Annotated in this window: 22 protein-coding genes and 1 riboswitch; of the genes, 9 read left to right on the top strand and 13 right to left on the bottom strand. The window is 55.9% G+C overall.

Going from position 1 to position 19,048, the window contains the following annotated elements; translation table 11 throughout:
• Nucleotides 1-20: 20 nt before the first annotated feature.
• Complete coding sequence (locus SHM7688_RS02965) at nucleotides 21-368, bottom strand: ArsR/SmtB family transcription factor (protein WP_083498887.1); 348 nt, start codon at nucleotides 366-368, stop codon at nucleotides 21-23.
• 31 nt (nucleotides 369-399) lie between these two features.
• Between SHM7688_RS02965 and SHM7688_RS20130 the strand changes: the two genes are divergently transcribed.
• From SHM7688_RS20130 to SHM7688_RS02955, 3 genes are read left to right on the top strand one after another with little or no spacing between them, the layout of a single operon-like run.
• Entirely contained in the window at nucleotides 400-885 is a 486-nt protein-coding gene (locus SHM7688_RS20130) for a PhzF family phenazine biosynthesis protein (protein ID WP_199556608.1), read from the top strand.
• Nucleotides 861-1,262 carry a PhzF family phenazine biosynthesis protein gene (locus SHM7688_RS20125; protein WP_199556607.1) on the top strand — a complete coding sequence of 134 codons (402 nt, stop codon included), beginning with the start codon at nucleotides 861-863 and terminating at the stop codon, nucleotides 1,260-1,262. Before SHM7688_RS20130 ends, SHM7688_RS20125 begins: the two co-directional genes overlap by 25 nt.
• The gene (locus SHM7688_RS02955; protein WP_058238519.1) at nucleotides 1,259-2,203 is read left to right on the top strand and encodes an ornithine cyclodeaminase family protein; all 945 of its coding nucleotides are present in this window, start codon (nucleotides 1,259-1,261) and stop codon (nucleotides 2,201-2,203) included. The genes SHM7688_RS20125 and SHM7688_RS02955 overlap by 4 nt, the downstream gene beginning before the upstream one ends.
• A 255-nt stretch (nucleotides 2,204-2,458) precedes the next feature.
• On the opposite strand, the gene SHM7688_RS02950 is transcribed toward SHM7688_RS02955, so the two are convergent.
• From SHM7688_RS02950 to SHM7688_RS02930, 5 genes are all read right to left on the bottom strand, one after another.
• Nucleotides 2,459-3,844, bottom strand: a complete 1,386-nt coding sequence (locus tag SHM7688_RS02950; protein ID WP_058238518.1) for an IS1182 family transposase — start codon at nucleotides 3,842-3,844, stop codon at nucleotides 2,459-2,461.
• Nucleotides 3,845-4,040: 196 nt separating this feature from the next.
• A complete protein-coding gene (locus SHM7688_RS02945) occupies nucleotides 4,041-4,760 on the bottom strand; it encodes an alpha/beta fold hydrolase (protein WP_058238517.1) in 720 nt (239 codons plus the stop codon).
• Nucleotides 4,757-6,307: an ABC transporter permease subunit gene (locus tag SHM7688_RS02940; RefSeq protein ID WP_058238516.1), complete on the bottom strand. Its 1,551-nt coding sequence runs from the start codon at nucleotides 6,305-6,307 to the stop codon at nucleotides 4,757-4,759. Before SHM7688_RS02940 ends, SHM7688_RS02945 begins: the two co-directional genes overlap by 4 nt.
• Complete coding sequence (locus SHM7688_RS02935; protein WP_058238967.1) at nucleotides 6,304-7,368, bottom strand: quaternary amine ABC transporter ATP-binding protein; 1,065 nt, start codon at nucleotides 7,366-7,368, stop codon at nucleotides 6,304-6,306. The genes SHM7688_RS02940 and SHM7688_RS02935 overlap by 4 nt, the downstream gene beginning before the upstream one ends.
• Before the next feature lie 89 nt (nucleotides 7,369-7,457).
• Nucleotides 7,458-8,423, bottom strand: coding sequence for an ABC transporter substrate-binding protein (locus SHM7688_RS02930; RefSeq protein ID WP_058238515.1), 966 nt, complete (start codon nucleotides 8,421-8,423; stop codon nucleotides 7,458-7,460).
• Nucleotides 8,424-8,695: 272 nt separating this feature from the next.
• Between SHM7688_RS02930 and SHM7688_RS02925 the strand changes: the two genes are divergently transcribed.
• The gene (locus SHM7688_RS02925; RefSeq protein ID WP_058238514.1) at nucleotides 8,696-9,580 is read left to right on the top strand and encodes a LysR family transcriptional regulator; all 885 of its coding nucleotides are present in this window, start codon (nucleotides 8,696-8,698) and stop codon (nucleotides 9,578-9,580) included.
• A gap of 28 nt (nucleotides 9,581-9,608) precedes the next feature.
• On the opposite strand, the gene SHM7688_RS02920 is transcribed toward SHM7688_RS02925, so the two are convergent.
• The 3 genes from SHM7688_RS02920 to cuyA are packed head-to-tail and all read right to left on the bottom strand — an operon-like array spanning nucleotide 9,609 to nucleotide 11,698.
• Complete coding sequence (locus SHM7688_RS02920; protein ID WP_058238513.1) at nucleotides 9,609-9,956, bottom strand: RidA family protein; 348 nt, start codon at nucleotides 9,954-9,956, stop codon at nucleotides 9,609-9,611.
• A gap of 20 nt (nucleotides 9,957-9,976) precedes the next feature.
• Nucleotides 9,977-10,681 (bottom strand): cysteate racemase, encoded by a 705-nt coding sequence (gene cuyB / locus SHM7688_RS02915; protein WP_058238512.1) that lies wholly within the window; start codon nucleotides 10,679-10,681, stop codon nucleotides 9,977-9,979.
• Between the two features lie 3 nt (nucleotides 10,682-10,684).
• Nucleotides 10,685-11,698 carry a D-cysteate sulfo-lyase gene (cuyA, locus tag SHM7688_RS02910; RefSeq protein ID WP_058238511.1) on the bottom strand — a complete coding sequence of 338 codons (1,014 nt, stop codon included), beginning with the start codon at nucleotides 11,696-11,698 and terminating at the stop codon, nucleotides 10,685-10,687.
• Between the two features lie 122 nt (nucleotides 11,699-11,820).
• Between cuyA and SHM7688_RS02905 the strand changes: the two genes are divergently transcribed.
• Complete coding sequence (locus tag SHM7688_RS02905; RefSeq protein ID WP_058238510.1) at nucleotides 11,821-12,723, top strand: LysR family transcriptional regulator; 903 nt, start codon at nucleotides 11,821-11,823, stop codon at nucleotides 12,721-12,723.
• Between the two features lie 262 nt (nucleotides 12,724-12,985).
• Here SHM7688_RS02905 and SHM7688_RS02900 read toward each other — a convergent pair whose 3' ends face one another.
• From SHM7688_RS02900 to SHM7688_RS02890, 3 genes are read right to left on the bottom strand one after another with little or no spacing between them, the layout of a single operon-like run.
• Complete coding sequence (locus tag SHM7688_RS02900; RefSeq protein WP_223229164.1) at nucleotides 12,986-13,267, bottom strand: hypothetical protein; 282 nt, start codon at nucleotides 13,265-13,267, stop codon at nucleotides 12,986-12,988.
• A 4-nt stretch (nucleotides 13,268-13,271) separates the two neighbouring features.
• Nucleotides 13,272-13,568, bottom strand: coding sequence for a hypothetical protein (locus SHM7688_RS02895; protein WP_058238509.1), 297 nt, complete (start codon nucleotides 13,566-13,568; stop codon nucleotides 13,272-13,274).
• Nucleotides 13,569-13,572: 4 nt separating this feature from the next.
• Nucleotides 13,573-13,995, bottom strand: a complete 423-nt coding sequence (locus tag SHM7688_RS02890) for a helix-turn-helix domain-containing protein (RefSeq protein ID WP_058238508.1) — start codon at nucleotides 13,993-13,995, stop codon at nucleotides 13,573-13,575.
• A 367-nt stretch (nucleotides 13,996-14,362) separates the two neighbouring features.
• Between SHM7688_RS02890 and SHM7688_RS02885 the strand changes: the two genes are divergently transcribed.
• From SHM7688_RS02885 to SHM7688_RS02875, 3 genes are all read left to right on the top strand, one after another.
• Nucleotides 14,363-15,457: a tyrosine-type recombinase/integrase gene (locus SHM7688_RS02885; protein WP_058238507.1), complete on the top strand. Its 1,095-nt coding sequence runs from the start codon at nucleotides 14,363-14,365 to the stop codon at nucleotides 15,455-15,457.
• A 285-nt stretch (nucleotides 15,458-15,742) separates the two neighbouring features.
• The gene (locus tag SHM7688_RS02880) at nucleotides 15,743-16,804 is read left to right on the top strand and encodes a GSCFA domain-containing protein (RefSeq protein WP_058238506.1); all 1,062 of its coding nucleotides are present in this window, start codon (nucleotides 15,743-15,745) and stop codon (nucleotides 16,802-16,804) included.
• A complete protein-coding gene (locus SHM7688_RS02875) occupies nucleotides 16,801-17,517 on the top strand; it encodes an SGNH/GDSL hydrolase family protein (protein WP_058238505.1) in 717 nt (238 codons plus the stop codon). The genes SHM7688_RS02880 and SHM7688_RS02875 overlap by 4 nt, the downstream gene beginning before the upstream one ends.
• A 107-nt stretch (nucleotides 17,518-17,624) precedes the next feature.
• Here the strand turns inward: SHM7688_RS02875 and SHM7688_RS02870 are convergent, their stop codons facing one another.
• The gene (locus SHM7688_RS02870; RefSeq protein ID WP_058238504.1) at nucleotides 17,625-18,191 is read right to left on the bottom strand and encodes a TetR/AcrR family transcriptional regulator; all 567 of its coding nucleotides are present in this window, start codon (nucleotides 18,189-18,191) and stop codon (nucleotides 17,625-17,627) included.
• Between the two features lie 132 nt (nucleotides 18,192-18,323).
• Here SHM7688_RS02870 and SHM7688_RS02865 point away from each other — a divergent pair, with 132 nt between their 5' ends.
• Nucleotides 18,324-18,797, top strand: coding sequence for a YHS domain-containing (seleno)protein (locus tag SHM7688_RS02865; protein ID WP_058238503.1), 474 nt, complete (start codon nucleotides 18,324-18,326; stop codon nucleotides 18,795-18,797).
• 133 nt (nucleotides 18,798-18,930) lie between these two features.
• Nucleotides 18,931-19,038, top strand: a riboswitch (TPP riboswitch).
• Nucleotides 19,039-19,048 lie beyond the last annotated feature (10 nt).

The following is a 19,048-nucleotide window of genomic DNA, read 5'->3' as shown; positions in this document are numbered from 1 at the left end:
CTTTGCAGGCACAAGATCACTCAAGTTGAATGTTTACTCCCGGTCAACACGTGCACGCTCTCAAGTAAGTGACGAAGCCGGTCTTCTTGCAATTTGTAGAACACCCAATTCTTAATTCGTTTGCTTTTGACCAAGCCAGCTTCTTGAAGGACTTTCATGTGGTTGGTCACTGTCGGCTGTTTCAGGCCAATCTTCTCGGTGATGAAACCGACACAAACACCGTCACTCACCAGGTCACCGTCCACTTGCGGCGGGAAGTGTTGTTCGGGCTTGGCCAGCCAATGAACAATGCGCAAGCGATTGTCGTGCGACAGCGCGCTGAGGGCTTGCGCCATTGACTCGAAGTCCTGATCTGAATAGGTATTCATCTATATAGATTCCTCGCTATGCAGATGCTTTATGACACCCTTAAATCAAACCTTCAACTTCACCCATTGTGATGTTTTTGCGACCAAGCCCTACGCTGGCAACAGCCTCGCTGTTTTCACAGATAGCGACGGGATGAGTGGCGAGCAGATGCTGACCGTGACGCAGGAGCTTCGCCATTTTGAGTCGATCTTTCTGTCGGAAAGTACTGGTCAGATAACTGCGCGGGTCTTCGATCTTTTCGAAGAACTTCCATTCGCCGGTCACCCCCTTATCGGAGCGGCGTGTACGCTGCACCGTCAAGCAGGTAGTGAGATCAAGCGCGTTTGGACACTTAACCTGCACGGTGGACGGTATGTGGAAATCACCACCGAATACCGCAAGGGTCGCTACTTGGGCACATTGGACCAAGGGCGTCCTGAGATGCTGAGCGTCGTAGATGCAAAAGCTGATTTTGCCCATGCCTTCAATCTGGACGCATTGGCTTCCCCCCCATGGAGGTCATTTCCACTGGTTTGAAATATCTCGTTGTCCCGGTTGATGGCGGCTTGGCTGAAGCGCGCATCACGGTGCCGGACCTCGAGGATCGGCTGAAAAGCATCGGTGCCGAATTCGCCTATCTCTTCGATATCAACTCATTTGAGGGGCGGCATTGGAACAATGACGGGATAATGGAAGATGTGGCCACCGGAAGCGCCGCAGGCGTCGTCGGCGCATACGCGTTAAAACACGGACTTGTGAAACCGGGCGAGGCCTTTGTGCTGAAACAAGGGCACTTCATGGGAAGGCCCAGTGAGATCATCGTAACCCCCTTTGGAGCGCAGGACGACATCGAGCGGGTCACCGTCGCTGGCGAGGTTGCGTTTGTGGGCAAAGGCCAGGTCATCGCTCCATGATCCCCTTCTTCGGCCCAGAAGCGATCCGGCCATATCTGGATATCGAAAGCTTGATCCCCACAGCGGACGCGGCCTTCCGCGCAATATCCGGCGGCACTGCCCAAGCGCCGGTCTATGTGCTGCACCCCAACGATCTGGCTGATATCCACGTGAAGTCCGCTACTTTGCCGGACTGTCCCATATTCACAGTGAAGATGGCTGGATGGTCACAAGTTCTGGCAGATCGGGGCGAAGCAGCGTCGAGCGGACTAATTGCTGTCTTCGATAGTGACACCTGCAAGCCTCTCGCGATCTTGCAAGACGATCATTTGATCTCAGACTACCGAACCGCTGCTGCCGGAGCTTTGGTTGCGAAGTTATTTGCGCCCGAAGATGCGGCCTCCGCACTGATTGTTGGCTCAGGAACGCAGGCGCGTTTGCAAGCCGAAGCACTTATGATGGTCCGTCCGATCAAATTCTTGAATATCTGGGGCCGTTCAGATGTCGCCGTCGAGGGGCTCGTGCGGGACCTCCGGCAAGCTTTTCCGAATGTCGAAATCCTCAAAACCGGAGACCTGCCTTCCGCTGTCGAACAATCGGATGTCGTTGTAACAGCGACCGGCGCAAAAGAACCGTTGATCCAAGCAGAATGGGTTACACGCGGGCAACACATAACTTCAGTTGGCTCTGACGACACAACGAAGTGTGAAATTGATCCGGCCATCCTGACAAACGCCGATGTTTATGTTGATGCAATTGAGTCTGCGGTCAAATACGGCGCACCCAGCCGTGCCCTTGCAAAAGGTTTGATCAGTAAGGCCGATCTTGGGGAAATAGGCTGTCTGATTGGAGGCGAGACAAATAGCCAAGCAAACACGACGGTGGCGTGCCTATCAGGGTTGGGAGTTCAAGATTTGACCGCAGTGAACGGGTTCTGGCACAAGCTCGCTCTCTCAAGATAAAGGGGCCGACGCTTGTTCATCGCGCAGAAGCATGAACTTTGGGCTCATACCGGGACCTTTTCCCACCGCAGAATGTGACAAAACCCAACCATTTCTGTCGGCGGCGATAACGACCGTTTTTGACCATTGCTGATTTCCGATAGCGGCCATTGGCACAGTTGCAGCGAAGTGTCGCTTTGTCTGGATTCTGTTGAAAAACAACGTGTTGCTAGCGCAGAAAGTGGTGCGCTGAACTGAGCGCAAGCGGCTTTGTTATCAGGATTTGGCGGGTTGCTGCGGTGCAGGAATGATTTTGGCTAGTTTTCGGAGATTTTGGGCGGTTGCGGCGAGGAGAAATTCGTCATTTGCGCCACATGGTCCGCGTAATCGGAGCCGACTGAGGCCGAGAATGCGTTTCAGATGGGCGAAGAGTATTTCGACCTTCTTTCGGCGCTTCATTGCAATCACATAATCATCAGTTTTGGCCAAATCCCTGGCAACTTGGCGGGCATCTTCGTGTTCTTCACGGGTGATAGACCTGGCGTCGGCGTTGGGGCAGCACTTGTGTTTGGATGGGCAAGCCTGGCAGGTCAGTTTCTGAGCACGATACTTCGCGCGGCCTTTGCCCGTTGGGCCTCGGTTCGGATCGGAGTAATTCCGGCGAAACTGTTTGAGTGCATGACCCTTGGGGCAGATATATTGATCAATCTCAGCGTCCCATTCGAAGTCTGCGCGTGTCCAGCTGCCGTCAGGGCGTCCGGCCTTGTCGATCACCGGGATGTAAGGATCGATCTTGCGACCCACAAGCCAGCCGAGCATCGGGCCCGAGCCATAGGCGGTATCAGCGATCATCCAGTCGGGGACCAGGTCGAACTTGTCTTTCACCCGCAACAGCATGGTTTTTGTTGAACCAACCTCCGCTTGCCGGATGGATCGGGTGGGTTCCACGTCCAAAATGACACCATGATCCGTGTCGATCAGGTAATTGTCAGAATAGCTAAAGAAAGCAGGCCCTTTGCGGGCCGCAGTCCACTGACTGGCCGGATCGGAATGCGGGGTGAACTTGGGCTGAACCTCGCTCGCTGCGCCGAACGCCGCCTCATCCAGTGTCTCGAGATATTCTCGAACTGCGCGAGGCGCGTCGACAGGATCGACGGTCGACGCATCCCATTCTTCCTTCGGTGTTGAGTTTTGTTTGTTGGCATCCGCTTCAATCAGGCTGGCGTCAACGGCCATGCGCTGCCCGCTGGCAAGTCCTTCCTCAATACAGCGGGCGACAGTCGTTTCAAACAAATGCCGCAGTAACTCACTCTCCCGAAAGCGCCCATGCCGGTTCTTGGAGAAGGTGGAGTGATCCGGAATGCGGTCGTTTAGATCGAGCCGACAAAACCACCGATAGGCGAGGTTCAGATGCACCTCTTCGCAGAGTCGCCGCTCCGACCGTATCCCAAAGCAATAGCCCACCAGAAGCATCCGGATCAGTAACTCAGGATCAACGGAAGGACGGCCCGTGTGGCTGTAGAAATCCGCCAGATGCGCGCGAATGCTGCTCAGATCAACAAATCGATCAATCGAGCGCAGAAGGTGATCTTGCGGAACATGATTTTCAAGCGAGAACTCGTAGAACAAGGCTGCCTGTGCTTCTTGTCTCGGTCCCAACATTGCGAAATCCCCCAATCAATAAGGGAATTGAATCAGCAGTTCAGGCCGCAATCAAGGAGGAGTTTTTCAACAAAATATCCGCTCAGCGGACCTTCGCCGCACGCCACATCAAGGTCGGCAATGCGGACTTTCCCGACCTTCGCTTCGACTGCGCCAATGACGGCTTGTTAAGCATAGCGCCCGCATCGACACTGCGTCAGATCGAAAAAAAGTCCTTTAGTACACTGTTGAATAGCCACGGCTTTTCCAAGTGTGCAGCATGGGCACATTCCGGCATCACCAAAAGGTTGGCGTTGGGAATGGATTGCCACAATTGCTCGGTCTGGCACCATGGGTAGGTGCGATCATGGTCACCCCAGATCACCAATGTTCTGGTCCCAATGTTCTCTAGACGCTCGACGCCACTCCAGTTCTCCATCGCATCGAGGCCATTTAGCATGGTCGGCAGACTGCATTGTTCGGCGATAGCTGCGCAGCCCTCATAGCCAGCAGCATTTTCCCGCTCAAGAAACCAGGTCGCTGCGATCCGTCTGGCTGTGGCCTGCGGCCCGTCTGCAAGAGCGCGGCGTTTGGAGGTGCAGATGGTCTCAAACCTGCCCGGTAGGATTCCTGTTGCACCGGTGCCATAGAGCACCAGTCGCAAGATTCTTTCCGGCGCGCGCGCGACCATCTCTTGCACGACCATCCCGCCCATCGAATGGCCGATCAGGTTGAACCGCTCGACACCGCGCGTACTCAGTTCGTCCAGGGACCATTCAGCATAGCCGGCAATACTGTCCAGAGCATCGCAATGAGCATTTTCCCCAAATCCCGGCAAATCCAGGCTGATGACCTCGTACCCAGCCGCGGAATCGGCCTGCCCCTGCCATTGCCGACTTCCACCCATAAAGCCGTGAACAAAAACGACCGGCGTCATTTGCGTCCGCCCTGCACAATACGATCAAGGATCATGGCACAGAACAGGATCGAGAACCCGGCAAGGATACCCTGTCCGACATTGGCATATTGCAGCGCTTCCAGAACGTCTTCGCCGAGTCCCTTAGCCCCGATCAGCGAGGCCACCACCACCATGGCCAATGACAGCATGATGGTCTGGTTGATCCCGGCGCGGATCGACGGGCTTGCAAGTGGCAAGTCGACCTTGGTCAGCAGATACCATTTGTTGGCACCAAAGCTGATTGCCGCCTCACGTACGCTTTCGGGGACACCACGCAGGCCCAGCACGGTAAGGCGCACAACCGGAGTGCCACCAAAGATCATGGTGACTACAACCGCCGCCGGTTTGCCGACACCGAAAAACGCGATAACCGGCACCATGAAGACAAAGGCCGGCATGGTCTGCATGAAATCCATGATCGGTTGGATGAAGGCATAAAACCGTGGCCGGCGTGCGGCGAACATACCGAGCGGGATGCCAATGACGATGGACAGACAGGCCGCTGTGCCCAAAAGGGCCAGCGTGGTCATCGCGCCCTCCCAGAAGCCCAGGAGCCCCATATAGGCCAGAAAGGCGCCGGAATAGATGGCGGTGCGAATGCCTGCGGTGAGCCATGTCAGAAGCACGATCAGGCTGGCAATGACGATCCAGGGCGTGTGGACTAGGATGACCTCGAGTGCATCGAGTAACGCGCGAATCCCAAAGGTCAGCCCGTCGAAAAACGCCTCGCTGTTGCGCACACACCAGGCGATGAAGTCTTCGACCCCCTGGATGCTGGTCAGACGAATGTCCGGGTCGGTGGGAAAGTGGCTGAGCAGGGAAAACCGGCCCGGAAAGCTGTAATGCAACATTGCGGCGGTGACGATCAGCAACATGAAAACCGCGCTGAACACGATATGAGTGCTCGGCATTGCCGAGCGGATCGAACGATCCGACAGCCATTCGGAAAACCGCGCCTCGAGCGCCCAGTTGGCGACGATGGATTGCACGGCCTTGACCAGCAACAGGATCACGATCCCGGTCATTACGATCGTGGGGCTCTGGGCGGCAAGCGCATCGGCCTCGGCGCGGATGCCACCGATGTTTTGTTCAAGGGATTCGACGGTTCTTCGGTAGACATCAATCTTGTCCGACTCGCTCTCAATTGCCGCAGCAAGTTGTTTGCGACGCAGTTCCAGCGTCCCTTCAATCGACGCGATGCGCTGCATGGCGTCCGCGGCCAGGTCGCCGAACAGACCGCGCGCGATTTGCACAAAGCCCAGGGTTTCAAGGATCAGAAATGGCAGCGCCCATGACCATAACCCACGGGCCCCGAACCAGACCGGGCCGAAAATCCCGGCCATCAGGTTGAAGGTCGGTGTGAACCGCGACGAGGCACCGATCTTGTCAAAATTCCGGATGTAGTAATCCGGGCTGGTGCGCACGAAGGTGCGAATGTTGTCACGGCGTTCCTTGGCATAGGCCAAGGCAGCTTCGCTTTCGGTGTCTTCAAGCGGGTTGACGCCAAGATCGTCAAGATTGCTCATGATACTTCGGTCCCTTCGATCACGGTGCGCAGCAGGTCGGCGCGGGTGATGATGCCCACGTCCTTGCCGCCATCCTGCACGAGGATGGGTTTTTCGTCGTCAATTGCCATGTTGATCAGGTTGCTCAAGGTTTCGCTTTCGTCGACGCGGGGCACATCACTGGGAACCGGTCCGTTGGCGGCGGTATACTGGCTAAGCGGTTGCATCACCGCGTGGGCGTGCACGACCTTGAGCCGTGAAATCCCGGCGACGAAATCGGCCACATAGTCATCCGCGGGATGCATGACGATATCCTCTGCGGTGCCAATCTGTACCATCTTGCCATCGCGCATGATCGCGATCCGGTCGCCAATGCGGACCGCTTCATCCAGATCATGGGTGATGAAGATCGTGGTCTTTTTCAGGATCTTGGACAGGCGGATGAACTCGTCCTGCAACTGGCGCCGGATCAGAGGGTCAAGCGCCGAAAACGGCTCGTCCATCAACAGGACATCGGGGTTCGCGGCCAGGGCGCGTGCCAGGCCGACACGTTGTTGCATGCCGCCGGACAATTCATGGGCGAATTTTGACCCCCAGGCGCCCAGCTCGACGATATCAAGGATGGCGGCGGCCTGACGCATGCGCTCGTTCTTGGCGACCTGGCGGATTTCCAGCGGCATCGCCACATTGTCCAATACGGAACGGTGCGGCATCAGGGCAAAGTTCTGGAACACCATACCGATCTTGCGATTGCGGAACGCCTGGAGCGCCTTCGGATCCAGCGCCATCACGTCGGTGCCTTCGATTTCGATCTTGCCGGCCGTGGGTTCCAACAGGCGGTTGAAATGACGCACCAGCGTGGATTTACCACTGCCCGACAGCCCCATGATGCAAAAGATTTCGCCGCGCTTCACCGACAGGCTGACATCGGCAACGCCAACCACGGCGCCCATTTCGGCCAGGACCTCGGCCTTGCTAAGGCCCCGGTCCCGGATCGCCTGAAGAGCGGCTTGCGGGTTCGCACCGAAAATCTTCCAGACGTTCGAGATTTCCACGACGGTATCTGCGGGTTCAGGGCTCATGCGAGGCATCCCAAAGCTTGAGAAGGAAAGGAGGGGGGAAGAGGCCGACACCGAATGTCACCGGTGTCGGCAAGGTTTTTGGGGCCGGATCACAGGCCCAGCCAGGCGTCAACGCGGTCGGGGTTGGCTTCTACCCATTCACGGGCAACTTCTGCCGGATCCCGGCCTTTGCCGCTGATTTCGTAAGCAAAACCCGAAACGTCGTCGGCTGTCAGCGCGAAGTTGGCAAAGAATTCCGCAATCGCAGGCGAGCGGCCTTCAAGCGAGTTCGACCATGCAATCTGCACGTTCTTCAGCGCGTCCTTGGTGGCAACACTGGATTTGTTGTACCAATCGGGGTCATCCGACGGCTGCACCATCACGTATTTGGCCGGATCGAAAGTCGGCTCGGTCAACATTTTGACGTCGAACATGTACCAAACCGCGTGCGGTTTGTAGCAGTAGAACGCATAGCCTTCGCCCTTGGCGATGCTGTCCTTGATGCGTGCGGTCTTGACGCTTTCCTCGGCGCGGATCGGATCGATGAAATCCAAAAGGCCATAGTCGCGGATTTTAACCTCGTTCACGTTGGCCGAGGCCCAGCCCGGCGCGCCGATCCACATCTCGCCCTTGCCATTGCCATCGCTGTCCATCAGCGCAGCAACATCCGGGCGACCCAGATCGGCGATATCGGTGATGTTCATCTTGTTGCCGAAATCCTGACTGACGCAAAATCCCTGGTTACCTTCATAAGGGTTGGACGACAGAGTCACGGTGCCGGCACCGTCAACGTATTTCTTGGTAAAGCTCTCCTGGTTGGGCAGCCAGACATCGGGGTGTACGTCGATGTCGCCCTTGCCCTGGTCCATCGCCTGGAAAATCGTGGCGTTGTTGCCCGGCACATATTCAACCTTACCGCCGATGCGCATTTCGACTACGGCCCCAAGAAGGTGGGCGATGGCTTGTGCGCCGGTCCAGGACGGCACGCCGATTTTGACCTCTTCAGCCGCGAGCGCGGGCATCGCAAAGATGCCGACTGCGGTCGCCATACCGAGGGATTTCAGTTTGGTTCTCATGGTAATCTCCTTTGTTGAGATGCGCCGAGTTCCGGCGTCGATTCTTTCGCTTCCTTGTGACTTCCGCGCGCGTCTCACTGACGAGCCGTGTAAGCAGCAAACCTATCCTGCTGTTGCAGACCGGTGATCGATCAACCCGGCGAAGTCTTGTCAGAGGTCTAGATCAGGAGGTTTTCAAAGGGCCAATTCGAACATTTCATCAAACTATTCTGTTTTTGCATAATTTTGATTACACTCACCAAACGCCGCAATCAATCAGACAGGCCCACCGAATGGATTTGAATTGGCTTCGCGACTTTGAATGCCTCGCCCGGACACTGAATTTCACCCGCGCCTCCAATGAGCGCAACATCACGCAATCGGCATTTAGCAGAAGAATCAAAGCTTTGGAGAGTTGGGTAGGTCTCCCCCTGGTCAATCGCGCCACCTACCCGGTGCAATTGACCGACGCTGGGGAACAATTCCTGCCGGTCGCTCGGGCGGCAATTTCGCAGCTTTCAGAATCCCGGCAGTCGCTGCGTGATGCGGATCGCGGTGACAGCCGTTTTATCCGGTTTTCCGTGCTTCACACGATATCGGTTAATTTTCTGGCGGCTCGCATAGAAAAGCTGCAGAAGCAAATCCCCGAATTGCGCACCCGTGTCATGTCCGACTCTCTCAGCACCTGTTGCGAGCTTCTGGTCGAAGGGGCGGTGGACTTCCTTCTGTGCTACTATCACCACTCGGTCTCGCCCATGATTAACGAGGCCGACTTTGTCCGAAAGGACATTCTGACAGACCGCCTGATTCCCGTGGCCGCCAGCGAACCTGCGCGTGCCAATGGGTGGGACCTGGGCAGTTGGGACGGTCCACCCATACCTTACCTGGCTTACGAGAGGTCGTCGTTCCTGGGGATGGTGGTTGAGAACACAGTGGAACGGCAGACGTTAAATGCCGAAACGATCTATGTTGATGGGTTGGTGGAAACAATCAAGCGACGGCTGTTGAAAGGCAGTGGATTTGCCTGGATGCCCGAAACCGCTATTTCGACAGAGCTTGTCAATGGGGTGCTGGTGCCGGTTGGAGACGACAAATGGTGCACCACACTGACGATATCTGCTCTATCGAACCCCGAGGCCTTTGACGCGACCTCGCGCAAACTGTGGGACCTTCTGTAACAGAACGGGTTTCTTGCGCGCTGATGCCTTAACGGGCGGCAGTGATGATGATTTCGACCTTGAGTTCGGGCCGCGCCAACTCGGCTTCGCCGCAGGCACGTGCGGGTTCAGTGCCGGGAACCACCCAAGCGTCCCAAATCGCGTTCATTTCAGCAAAATCGTCCATCGAGGCCAGCCGGATCGTTGCCTGCAGGATTCTGGTCTTGTCCGAGCCGGCCTCGGCCAGAAGACCCTCGATCTTGGCAAGGGTTTCGCGGGTCTGATCTGCGACACTGGAATCGGCGTTGCCAACCTGTCCGCAGAGATAGATGGTGTCACCATGGATCACGATCCGGCTCATCCGGCCGTTGCTGTGCATACGTTCAATCTGGGTCATGGGATGTCCTTTGGGGTAATCTAGTCGCGATCCGACCGTGCTATTGCGATGATTGCCTGCACCAACAGATCGACCGTATCGACGGCATTGGCATCCGGTGCCACACTGTCGGCAATCAGCGAGAACTCGGAACAGGCAACAAATTGCAGGCCCGCCCCGGCAGCGGCAAGCTCCTGCGAGGCCGCTAGAAGCGTGTCACGCGCCATGCCGCCCGGGCCTTCGGCCTTGATTGTGCGGACCGCGGCCAGCATGGGGTCATACTTGGAAGGCCAGATGACAGAAAGCCCCCGCGCCGACAGCGCCTTTTCGTAAAGCTGCGTGCGCCGCACCGCGGGCGACGCCAGCATGCCGACACGTCCCCCCGACCCGAGCGCCCCGGCCGCGTGATCCGCCGCAAGTTCGACCATGTTCAAAAGCGGGATATCGACCGCCCCGGTGATTGCGTCGGCATAGTGATGCGCGGTGTTGCAGGGCATTGCCAGCGCCACGGCACCAGCTGCCTCAAGCCGCCGAGCCATATCGGCAAGCGTCGGCACCGGATCCGTGCCCGTCCCCTCGATCAGATGCGCGATCCGCGATGGTACCTGCGGATTCATGTCGATCAGCAAAGGGATATGGTCGCTGTCGTCGCGCGCCGGCACGGCCGCCAGCAGCTTGCGCTGGAGCAGGATGGTGGCCTCGGGCCCCATCCCGCCAAGAATGCCAATTGGTCTCTGTGGGCTCATTAGTTAGAGGTTCACCCAGCGGTTCGCATTGTCAAAGGCAAAATCGTAACCGCTCAGGGCCGCCGCGCCACCGGTGTGCAGGAACACCACGCGCTGGTCCTTGAACTCGCCCTTGCGCGCGAGGTCGATCAGGCCCGCCGCGCCCTTGGCCGAATAGCACGGATCCAGAAGGATGCCTTCCAGCTCGGCAAACATCCGGATCGCCTCGATTCCGCTTTCGGTTGGCAGGCCATAACCTTCACCAACGTAATCGGTGTTGGCCATCACGTCCTCGCGCTTGACCACACCGGCGCAGCCCAGCTTTTCGGCGGTTTTGCAGGCCAGATCATAGACCATCTGTTCCTGCTTGGGTTGCGGAGCCCGCGTGCCGATGCCCAGAACCGGGACCAGCGAATTCATCGCGCACATGCCCGTGACCAAACCAGCCTGCGTCCCCGACGACCCGGTTGCATGCACAAGTCGGTCAATCCGAAGACCCCGGTCATTGGCCTGGGATAGAAGCTCGAACGCTGCATTAACATAGCCGAGCGCCCCGGTCGGGTTCGAGCCGCCGCCGGGGATGACATAGACGTTGCGCCCCTCGGCGCGCTTCTTCTCGGCGGCCTTTTCCATTTCTTCGACCATGTTGTGACCACCGGGAAACTTCTCGGTCGTGGCACCATGCAGATGATCCAGCAGGACGTTGCCATTGGTGTTGTAGTTTCCGTCCTGATACCCGGTCCGGTCTTCCAGCAGGATATGGCAATCAAATCCCAGCTTGGCCGCGAAAGCTGCCGTCTGGCGGCCATGGTTGGTCTGGGTGGCGCCCTGGGTCATCACCATATCGGCGCCTTGCGCCTCGGCCTCGGCCATCAGGAATTCCAGCTTGCGGGTTTTGTTGCCACCGGTGGACATGCCGGTGCAATCGTCGCGCTTGATCCAGATTTCGCAACCCAGCTCCTTGGACAGCCGCTTCATTGGCTCAAGCGGTGTGGGCAGGTGGGCAAGGTGCAGGCGGGGAAAGCGGGCGAGATGCATGTGGGGACTCCTAATATTGCCTATGCTCAATTTACCTTCATGATGAGATGGTTCCAAATGCGAAATTCGGTTCATAAATTGCAAATATTGTAAGTTAATGCAGATCGTTCTATCTGCATTCCATGCGGCTTGAATGGATAGATGATATTTTGGCAGTGCTTGACGGCGGCTCATTGGCGCGCGCGGCAGAAAAGAGACTGCTGACGCAGTCGGCCTTTACCCGCCGTGTGCGGATCATAGAAGACAGCATTGGTGCGACACTGTTTGATCGCCGCCGAAAACCGGTCACCCTGATGCCCGGTGTGCGGACGCTTGAACCCGAATTGCGCGATCTCAGTGCGCGGCTTCACAAGTTGCGCCATAGCATGAAGACCGCCAGTGATCAGGCCGCGAAATCACTGGGTTTTGTGTGTCAGCACGCGCTGACGACCACAGTGTCGCCGCAAGTGGTTCTGGCGTTGAGCGCAGAGGGTCAAGTTTCGACACGGGTACGGTCGGGTAACCAAGATGAATGTCTGATGCATCTGATCTCAAGGGAGGTTGATTTTGCCATCATGTATGCGCTTCCCGGAGATGAAACACCCGAATCCGGTAACGCCTTTGAGGCGGTGATCCTTGGGACAGACACGTTGATCCCGGTCGCAACGCCGAACGTCCGCAACAAGGTCGACGCAGCGGTTCTTCCAACAATCAGCTACCCGTCTGAGGTCTTTCTAGGGCAGGTCTTTGCCCGGATGATCAATCCACGCCTGCCTAAGGACACCACCGTGTCGACAGTCGCCGAAACCGCCCTGACACTGGCGATGCTGCAACTGGTGCTAAAGGATATTGGCGTTGCCTGGCTGCCGCAATCCCTGATTGGTGATCACTTGTCGCAAGGGCGGTTGGTGCGGATCGACGATGTCTTGCCTTCGCAACCATTGATCATTCGTCTTGTGAGACTCAGTGAGACCCAGCCCGAGCACGCTGAGCGGATATGGCAACATCTCACCCAATATCTGCAACTCCGTACTTTGGGAGATTGACCGAGGGGCAAGGAGAAAAACCTGGCTTGGCAAGATGAACTTCGGACCAACGGAAACATCCGTAATGCAAATTGATCAACAAAGAACGGATGATGGGGGGCGAATAAATCGGGCGTCACGTTAGCAATTCATTGCTTGCAAAAAAAACAGAGGGAGCCTTGGGTTTTTTGGAGTGATCCCAATGAGCGCGTAAAAATACGGCGAATGAACAGAGCTGCATCATTCTGAACGGTGGGTGTTCTTTCGCTCAGCCCAACAGGCCCTAGTCCCGGAATGAAACTGGGTCGCCGAAATCAAGATACGTTCCCGGCTCAATCACGGCCAAGAACATGTCCGGTTTCCTAGGATCCGGAATGATCTCCTGGACCTTAGCGACAGCAAAATAGCCTTTGGTCTCTTTGACCTTGCTTGGCTCCAGGTAGATGATCCAATCCCCTTCGCTCTGTTGGGCGCGAGAGAGGTATTGCTTGGGAAACTGATACCGCTCCGAGGGAATGTTGTCGTAGATCGAGTCGCTGCGGCGGATGAAGATGCCGAAAGCCATCGGTTCACCCGCGTTGGAGACGTTCCAGTTTTCGATCGGCCGCGCGTAGGGTCAGCACCGCACCTGTCAAAAATGGAAGTGCCAAGCCAGCCGCAGCAATTGCAAAAATCATGATGGCAGCCAAAACCGAGTATTCGGCGGTCTGTTGTGCCAATGATAGTTGGCCCAAGCCAATCAGGTAGAAGGCACTGGTTCCCAGGAAGATCAGGTAAAGCGGCCCAAAGTGTTCAATCACCTCACGACGGGTGCGCTCCAAGACTGAATGTCGCAACATGTTCCAGCGTTTGCTTGCCTTGTTCATCAAATTACTCCCTTACCAACTCGATCCATGTGTGCACGTCGTCATCCGTCACTTCACGGCCTTCGACATGTGATTGATACCAACGGGCCACGATGGCCCCGCGCTTTTCGCTTTTGATTTTTATGCCCTCGTCGGTGAGGTGCTTATCCAGCGAGCTTTCGATGTGTTTGAGGGCCTCGAAATCATGCCCAGCCCGAATGGATTTGGTGCCGAGCAGTAGCCAGGCGACGTCAATATCGTAGCGGCTTTGCATCTTGACGAGGGCCTCGACCGGGACGCCGCGTTTGCCCTTTTCATAGCTGTGATAGGCACGATGTGATACGCCAATGGCTTCAGCCATAGCAGCCTGCGAGACGCCTATCTCATTGCGACAGATCGCGAGGCGAGCGCCAATCTCTGCAAACAATTCAGCATCATCTCGCACCATGCAAGTTTCCCAATTGACGAGTGCGCAATTTTGTATAAGCATAGCACAAAATGACACATATTTACGATTTGAACCATCTGACCACGTCAGAAGGTGCAGAACAAGCGATTTCATGCGTGTCGCCAATTCAACTTTAGCGGACAAGGACGACTGAAATGGCAGAGACCAACTATTCAGACAGCTCGCAGATCCTGGGGCTCGGGAAAACACCCGCGCAGTGGGTCGAAGTTATGGCCGGGATGGGAATCGATATTTCAGAACGCACATTGCGCGAGCGCGCGAATGAGACGGGTGCTTTTTATCGCCTTGGGCGGACCATGCTGAACACGCCCGCGCAGATTGATACGATTTTTGAAGGAGGCCAGTCATGCCGCTCCAAATTTACAAGCGGGGCCGTGTCTACTGGGCCAAGGGGTGGATCGAATACAACGGCAGGCCAATCGCCGGCCCATACCGGCGAAGCACTAAGGCATCTACAGAAGAGGGCGCACGGGACTGGATAAACCATGAGACCGAACGTCAGATCCGTCGCTATGTCGTGGGCGACGAACCGAGCAAGACGTTCTCTGATGCAATCATGCTCTACAACGCGTCCCCGAAGGCGGCGAAGCAGTTGATCCCGATTGTCGAAGTGATCGGCGACCTGTCGTTAGGTGCGATATCTGGCGCGTTACTGAAAAGCCTTGGGCCGAAGCTGAAACCCAAAGCGTCGACGGATACCTGGTGGCGCGAGATCGTGACGCCCGCGAGTGCGGTGATCAACAACGCGCATGAGCTGGAAGGCACGCCGCTGATCCGCGTGAAACCCTACGACAAGTTCGAGCGGATCGCTCAGGACAAACGGCGAGGGAAGCTCAGCCGCGTCGAGCGCACACCAGCTGATAAGGAATGGATCGAGGAATTTTGTCGTGCCGCCGACCCATACAATGCCGCACTGGTGCGTTTTATGTTTGAGACGGCTGCAAGGATTGATCAAGCCGTGTCCTTGGAGCCCGATGACCTAAGGCCGCACGAAAACAAAGTCCGCGTGAAAGCTCAGAAGGGGCATCCGGAAAGCTGGATCACCGTTTCGCCTCAGATGATGGACGAGCTACTCGCACTGCCTCCCAAACGTCCCAAGAACCGCAAGACCGGCAAGCTCTTGAAGGCGCGCATCTTCGGCTATGGGAGCTCCACCGGTTACAACACGCGCTGGAAGACGATCTGCAAACGCGCGGGCATCTCGTACCTTTCAGCCCACCCGGCAGGGCGGCACGGGTTCTTCACGGAGCTTGTTGTCCGTCAGGGCGTCGATCCCGTCACAGCAGCTAAGGCTGGACGTTGGTCAGACCCCAATTTGCCCATGCGGATTTATGCCCACGCAGAGACCGATGAGGCCGACATTAGGGCCCGTTTTCGTACAAACCACGTACAGGATGACACTGTACAAGCACCCAACAGTACGGAATCACAAAAGGATTAGCGCTATGAACGCATCCCTCCTAAGGGGCAGGTTGCAGGTTCGAATCCTGCCGGGGTCGCCAACAGACTTTAAAGCGATTGTATTTTCGACATGCGAGACAGCCGTTTGCGCTTTTTGGAGCACTACTTTGTGTTTTGTCTATTTTTTGCGCGAAAGGACTTTTGTTGATATTTTTGATTTGGGTGGCTGGTATTTTTTCATGATTCTGGCTGATTCTTGGAAGGGGTGTCTTTTTTCATGTTAAGGCGGTGGTGTGTTTTTAGACTCTCATATTGAACAGTATTTATGTCCCACCCTTATCGGCGTCAGCCTCAAAAAGCTTATTGGAAAAAAACAGTTTCAAACCGGCATGCGCTGGATGTGCCCGATTGGTATGTAAAACGGTTTTCACTGGATGGTGCCAAAGTGGCCACTGCGGGGAGCTGTTTTGCCCAGCATATCGGGCGAAATATGCGCGAAAAAGGCTTCGGGTATCTCGATGCTGAGCCCGCGCCAGAGTTGTTGCCGAAGGCGCTGCGACTTTCCTATGGGTATGAAATGTATTCTGCCCGCTATGGCAATGTGTATACCTCACGCCAACTGCTTCAATTGGCCCAGAGGGCCTTGGGCATTTTCTCCCCAAAGGAAACACATTGGGAAAAGGGGGCAGGGGTCGTTGACCCGTTTCGCCCTACAATAGAGCCGGAGCCTTTTGGCACTGTTGCTGAAACACTGGCCTTGCAAACCAACCATTTGCAGCGTGTGGCTACCCTGTTTGAAGAGGCGAATGTCTTTGTATTTACGCTTGGGTTGACCGAAGCTTGGCTGGACAAAGCCGACGGGGCGGCATTTCCCCTGTGCCCAGGAACATCTGGCGGCACGTTTGATGAAAACCGCTATCAGTTCCACAATCTATCGGTTGCGGATGTGGTTGCGGATATGGAGGCGTTTTTTACGCTTGTGCGGGGCGTAAACCCCAATCTGCGCTTTCTACTTACGGTCAGCCCGGTGCCTCTGATGGCGACGGCAAGCGACATGCAGGTTGCCGTGGCAACCACGTATTCCAAAAGCGTGTTGCGAGCGGCGGCGGGGCAGTTGTTTTCAGCCCATGATTTTGTGGATTACTTTCCGTCATATGAAATCGTCACGTCGCCGTTCATGAAGGGGTTCTTCTTTGAGCCAGACGCCAGAGAAGTCTCCCCGCATGGTGTGTCACATGTCATGAAAACCTTCTTTGCAGAACACGCGCCACCCGCCGTGTCTGTCCCGGTGGTCAAGGCGACACCACAGTTTTCACCGGAAGAAATTGAAGAACAGATCAGATGCGACGAAGAATTATTAGACGTATTTTCGGGGGACGCCCGATGAAGATCATGGTCACAGGAGACTCTCACTCTGGCCCGATTGGGCGTGGGCTGCAGATGCTGAGAGATGCAAAAAAAGAACCCAGCGGAATTGTTGTGCGTCCATTGGGTATCGGAAACCTTCTACCGACCGCTTTTTTCCGGGATGCAGGGACCCATGCGGAGATCTTGCCGCCGGAGTTTCGAAAGAACCTTGAACAGTTGCCACCGGCTATGCCCCAAGTGGATGTGATGGCCCTGTCTATGCCCCTTTGGCCAATGCGCGTGGTGCATAAAATGAACCGTCAGAAGCTGACGTTGAATCCGGAATTTGAGACAGATCAACTGATTTCGCACCAGGTGTTTCAGCAGATGGTTCTGACAGAACAGCAGTATGTGCTAAAACTGATTGGGTTGTTTCAACGGCAAAACATTAGAACCGTTGTGATCTCTGGTCCGGGCCTGTTTCGAGACAACGGCCTCTTTGCACGCCGACCACATCCATATGTCTTTGGCATCTTCAATCGGTATCGAGAGATCATGAAAACGGAATTATCCCGTCGGGATGTGCCCGTTCTGGATATTCCGGCAGCGGCTCTGGATGACGAGGGCTTTATGCACGACGCGCTGCGACATCCCAATCCGAAGGATGGTCATCATGCCAATGGGGACTATGGCCTGATGGTTCTGGAGCAGTTGCAGACATGGCGCTCTCAGGTTTCCCTTGAAAGCGCATAAGATCTGACACGCGTTTGCGAGGGGAGAGCGCGATGGTTCCCAACCCGCGCGCCGGGCCGCTTCAAAACACAGGCGATCTCACCTGTTGAACGCACCTCAGTGCTGAATCAGGCAGGCGCGGTTTCTTCCAGAAGGCGTTTGAGCCGCTCGGACCAGTCTTCATGTGGCCAGCCGGATTTGCCCATCGCCTGAAACCCAAAATAGAGGTGCAGGATCACATCGGCCAAATCGGCACGTTGTGCTGAGGAGCTTCCCACATTGCGTTTGTCCAGAACGGTTTTGATGGCCGTTTTCAGGCGCTGTGCCATGTCCTGGGTCTTTTCGGCCACTTTGGGATTCTCGGGGGCCACTTCGACCATGGCGTTGCAGATGAAGCAGCCATAACCGGATTTCGGACTTTGCGAGAACAAGGGCATCAGACAGTCACTGGCCTTGGCCGCAGTACAGCCCTCCAGCATGGCCACCGTGGTGGTGACCACTTTCTCGTCATAATGCTCCAGTGTTTTGAAGTAGACAGACTCCTTGTCCTCAAAAGCTTTGTAGAAGCTGCCGCGCGTCAGCCCCATCGCCATCAGCAGATAAGGCATATTGGTGGCCTTGAAGCCCTGACGCCAGAAAATCTCCATGGCACCGTCAATGGCTTGGTCAATGTCAAACTCTCTGGGTCGGGCCATGAGACCGCTCGCTTTCCTTTGTCATGAAGTTCACATCCATTTGATTTGTACCATTCGGTTCCTAACACTAATTGTATTTTCATTAGGGACCAAGCGGTTCCTAACGAGATTTAAAACCGAGAAGGAACTCCCATGTCTGTCTTCAAGTCTTTGATCACCGGTGCCGCACTTTCCCTTGCTGTTGCCACATCTTCCATCGCTGCTGGCGTTGAGCTGAACGCAAGCTCCACAGGTCTCGCGATGCAGGGCTATGACCCAGTAGCATACTTCACCGAAGGTGCCCCAACCAAAGGCGACTACCGGATCAGCTCCGTATACAACGATGCGACCTACCGGTTTGCTTCTGAAGAGCATAAAGCGGCTTTTGACGCAGATCCAGAAGCTTACCTGCCTCAGTATGGCGGTTACTGCGCCTTCGGTGCGGCCATGGGCTTCAAATTCGACGGCGATCCTGAGTACTGGAAAATCGTTGATGGCGAACTCTTCCTGAACCTGTCCAAAGACATCCAGCAGCGCTGGGAAGAAGATGTTCCAGGTCTGATCGCCCGTGCGGATGACAACTGGGTGAACATCGAAACCAAATCCCCAGAAGAGCTGCAGCAGTAATCTGCATCGCTGATTTTAAGACCACCACTCCAATGGTCGACTGCCCTCGCCAGAAATGGCGGGGGTTTTTTGTTCTGATCCTAACGCACGGTCCCCTGTGATTGACGTTACGGTTGCGCTTGTCTATCACTTGGCCAAACCGTTGGGGTGTCCCACTTGAGGGGGCTGAGAGGCGCTGTTGCGTAAACCCATCGAACCTGATCCGGGCAATTCCGGCGGAGGGAACGGTGTCGTAAAATGATGACGTTTAG

Source organism: Shimia marina, from assembly GCF_001458175.1.
Taxonomy (GTDB): Bacteria; Pseudomonadota; Alphaproteobacteria; order Rhodobacterales; family Rhodobacteraceae; genus Shimia; species Shimia marina.
This window is presented reverse-complemented; position numbering and strand designations above follow the sequence as displayed.

Coding starts and splice junctions, on each gene's coding strand:
- SHM7688_RS02875 (WP_058238505.1), top strand. CDS start 16,801: ATGAAGATCATGGTCACAGGAGACTCTCACTCTGGCCCGATTGGGCGT.
- SHM7688_RS02920 (WP_058238513.1), bottom strand. CDS start 9,956: ATGACCCAGATTGAACGTATGCACAGCAACGGCCGGATGAGCCGGATC.
- SHM7688_RS20125 (WP_199556607.1), top strand. CDS start 861: ATGGAGGTCATTTCCACTGGTTTGAAATATCTCGTTGTCCCGGTTGAT.
- SHM7688_RS02935 (WP_058238967.1), bottom strand. CDS start 7,368: ATGAGCCCTGAACCCGCAGATACCGTCGTGGAAATCTCGAACGTCTGG.
- SHM7688_RS02940 (WP_058238516.1), bottom strand. CDS start 6,307: ATGAGCAATCTTGACGATCTTGGCGTCAACCCGCTTGAAGACACCGAA.
- SHM7688_RS02950 (WP_058238518.1), bottom strand. CDS start 3,844: ATGTTGGGACCGAGACAAGAAGCACAGGCAGCCTTGTTCTACGAGTTC.
- SHM7688_RS02870 (WP_058238504.1), bottom strand. CDS start 18,191: ATGGCCCGACCCAGAGAGTTTGACATTGACCAAGCCATTGACGGTGCC.
- cuyA (WP_058238511.1), bottom strand. CDS start 11,698: ATGCATCTCGCCCGCTTTCCCCGCCTGCACCTTGCCCACCTGCCCACA.
- SHM7688_RS02965 (WP_083498887.1), bottom strand. CDS start 368: ATGAATACCTATTCAGATCAGGACTTCGAGTCAATGGCGCAAGCCCTC.
- SHM7688_RS02900 (WP_223229164.1), bottom strand. CDS start 13,267: ATGGCTTTCGGCATCTTCATCCGCCGCAGCGACTCGATCTACGACAAC.
- SHM7688_RS02895 (WP_058238509.1), bottom strand. CDS start 13,568: ATGAACAAGGCAAGCAAACGCTGGAACATGTTGCGACATTCAGTCTTG.
- cuyB (WP_058238512.1), bottom strand. CDS start 10,681: ATGAGCCCACAGAGACCAATTGGCATTCTTGGCGGGATGGGGCCCGAG.
- SHM7688_RS02945 (WP_058238517.1), bottom strand. CDS start 4,760: ATGACGCCGGTCGTTTTTGTTCACGGCTTTATGGGTGGAAGTCGGCAA.
- SHM7688_RS20130 (WP_199556608.1), top strand. CDS start 400: ATGACACCCTTAAATCAAACCTTCAACTTCACCCATTGTGATGTTTTT.
- SHM7688_RS02885 (WP_058238507.1), top strand. CDS start 14,363: ATGCCGCTCCAAATTTACAAGCGGGGCCGTGTCTACTGGGCCAAGGGG.
- SHM7688_RS02890 (WP_058238508.1), bottom strand. CDS start 13,995: ATGGTGCGAGATGATGCTGAATTGTTTGCAGAGATTGGCGCTCGCCTC.
- SHM7688_RS02930 (WP_058238515.1), bottom strand. CDS start 8,423: ATGAGAACCAAACTGAAATCCCTCGGTATGGCGACCGCAGTCGGCATC.
- SHM7688_RS02925 (WP_058238514.1), top strand. CDS start 8,696: ATGGATTTGAATTGGCTTCGCGACTTTGAATGCCTCGCCCGGACACTG.
- SHM7688_RS02955 (WP_058238519.1), top strand. CDS start 1,259: ATGATCCCCTTCTTCGGCCCAGAAGCGATCCGGCCATATCTGGATATC.
- SHM7688_RS02880 (WP_058238506.1), top strand. CDS start 15,743: ATGTCCCACCCTTATCGGCGTCAGCCTCAAAAAGCTTATTGGAAAAAA.
- SHM7688_RS02905 (WP_058238510.1), top strand. CDS start 11,821: ATGCGGCTTGAATGGATAGATGATATTTTGGCAGTGCTTGACGGCGGC.
- SHM7688_RS02865 (WP_058238503.1), top strand. CDS start 18,324: ATGTCTGTCTTCAAGTCTTTGATCACCGGTGCCGCACTTTCCCTTGCT.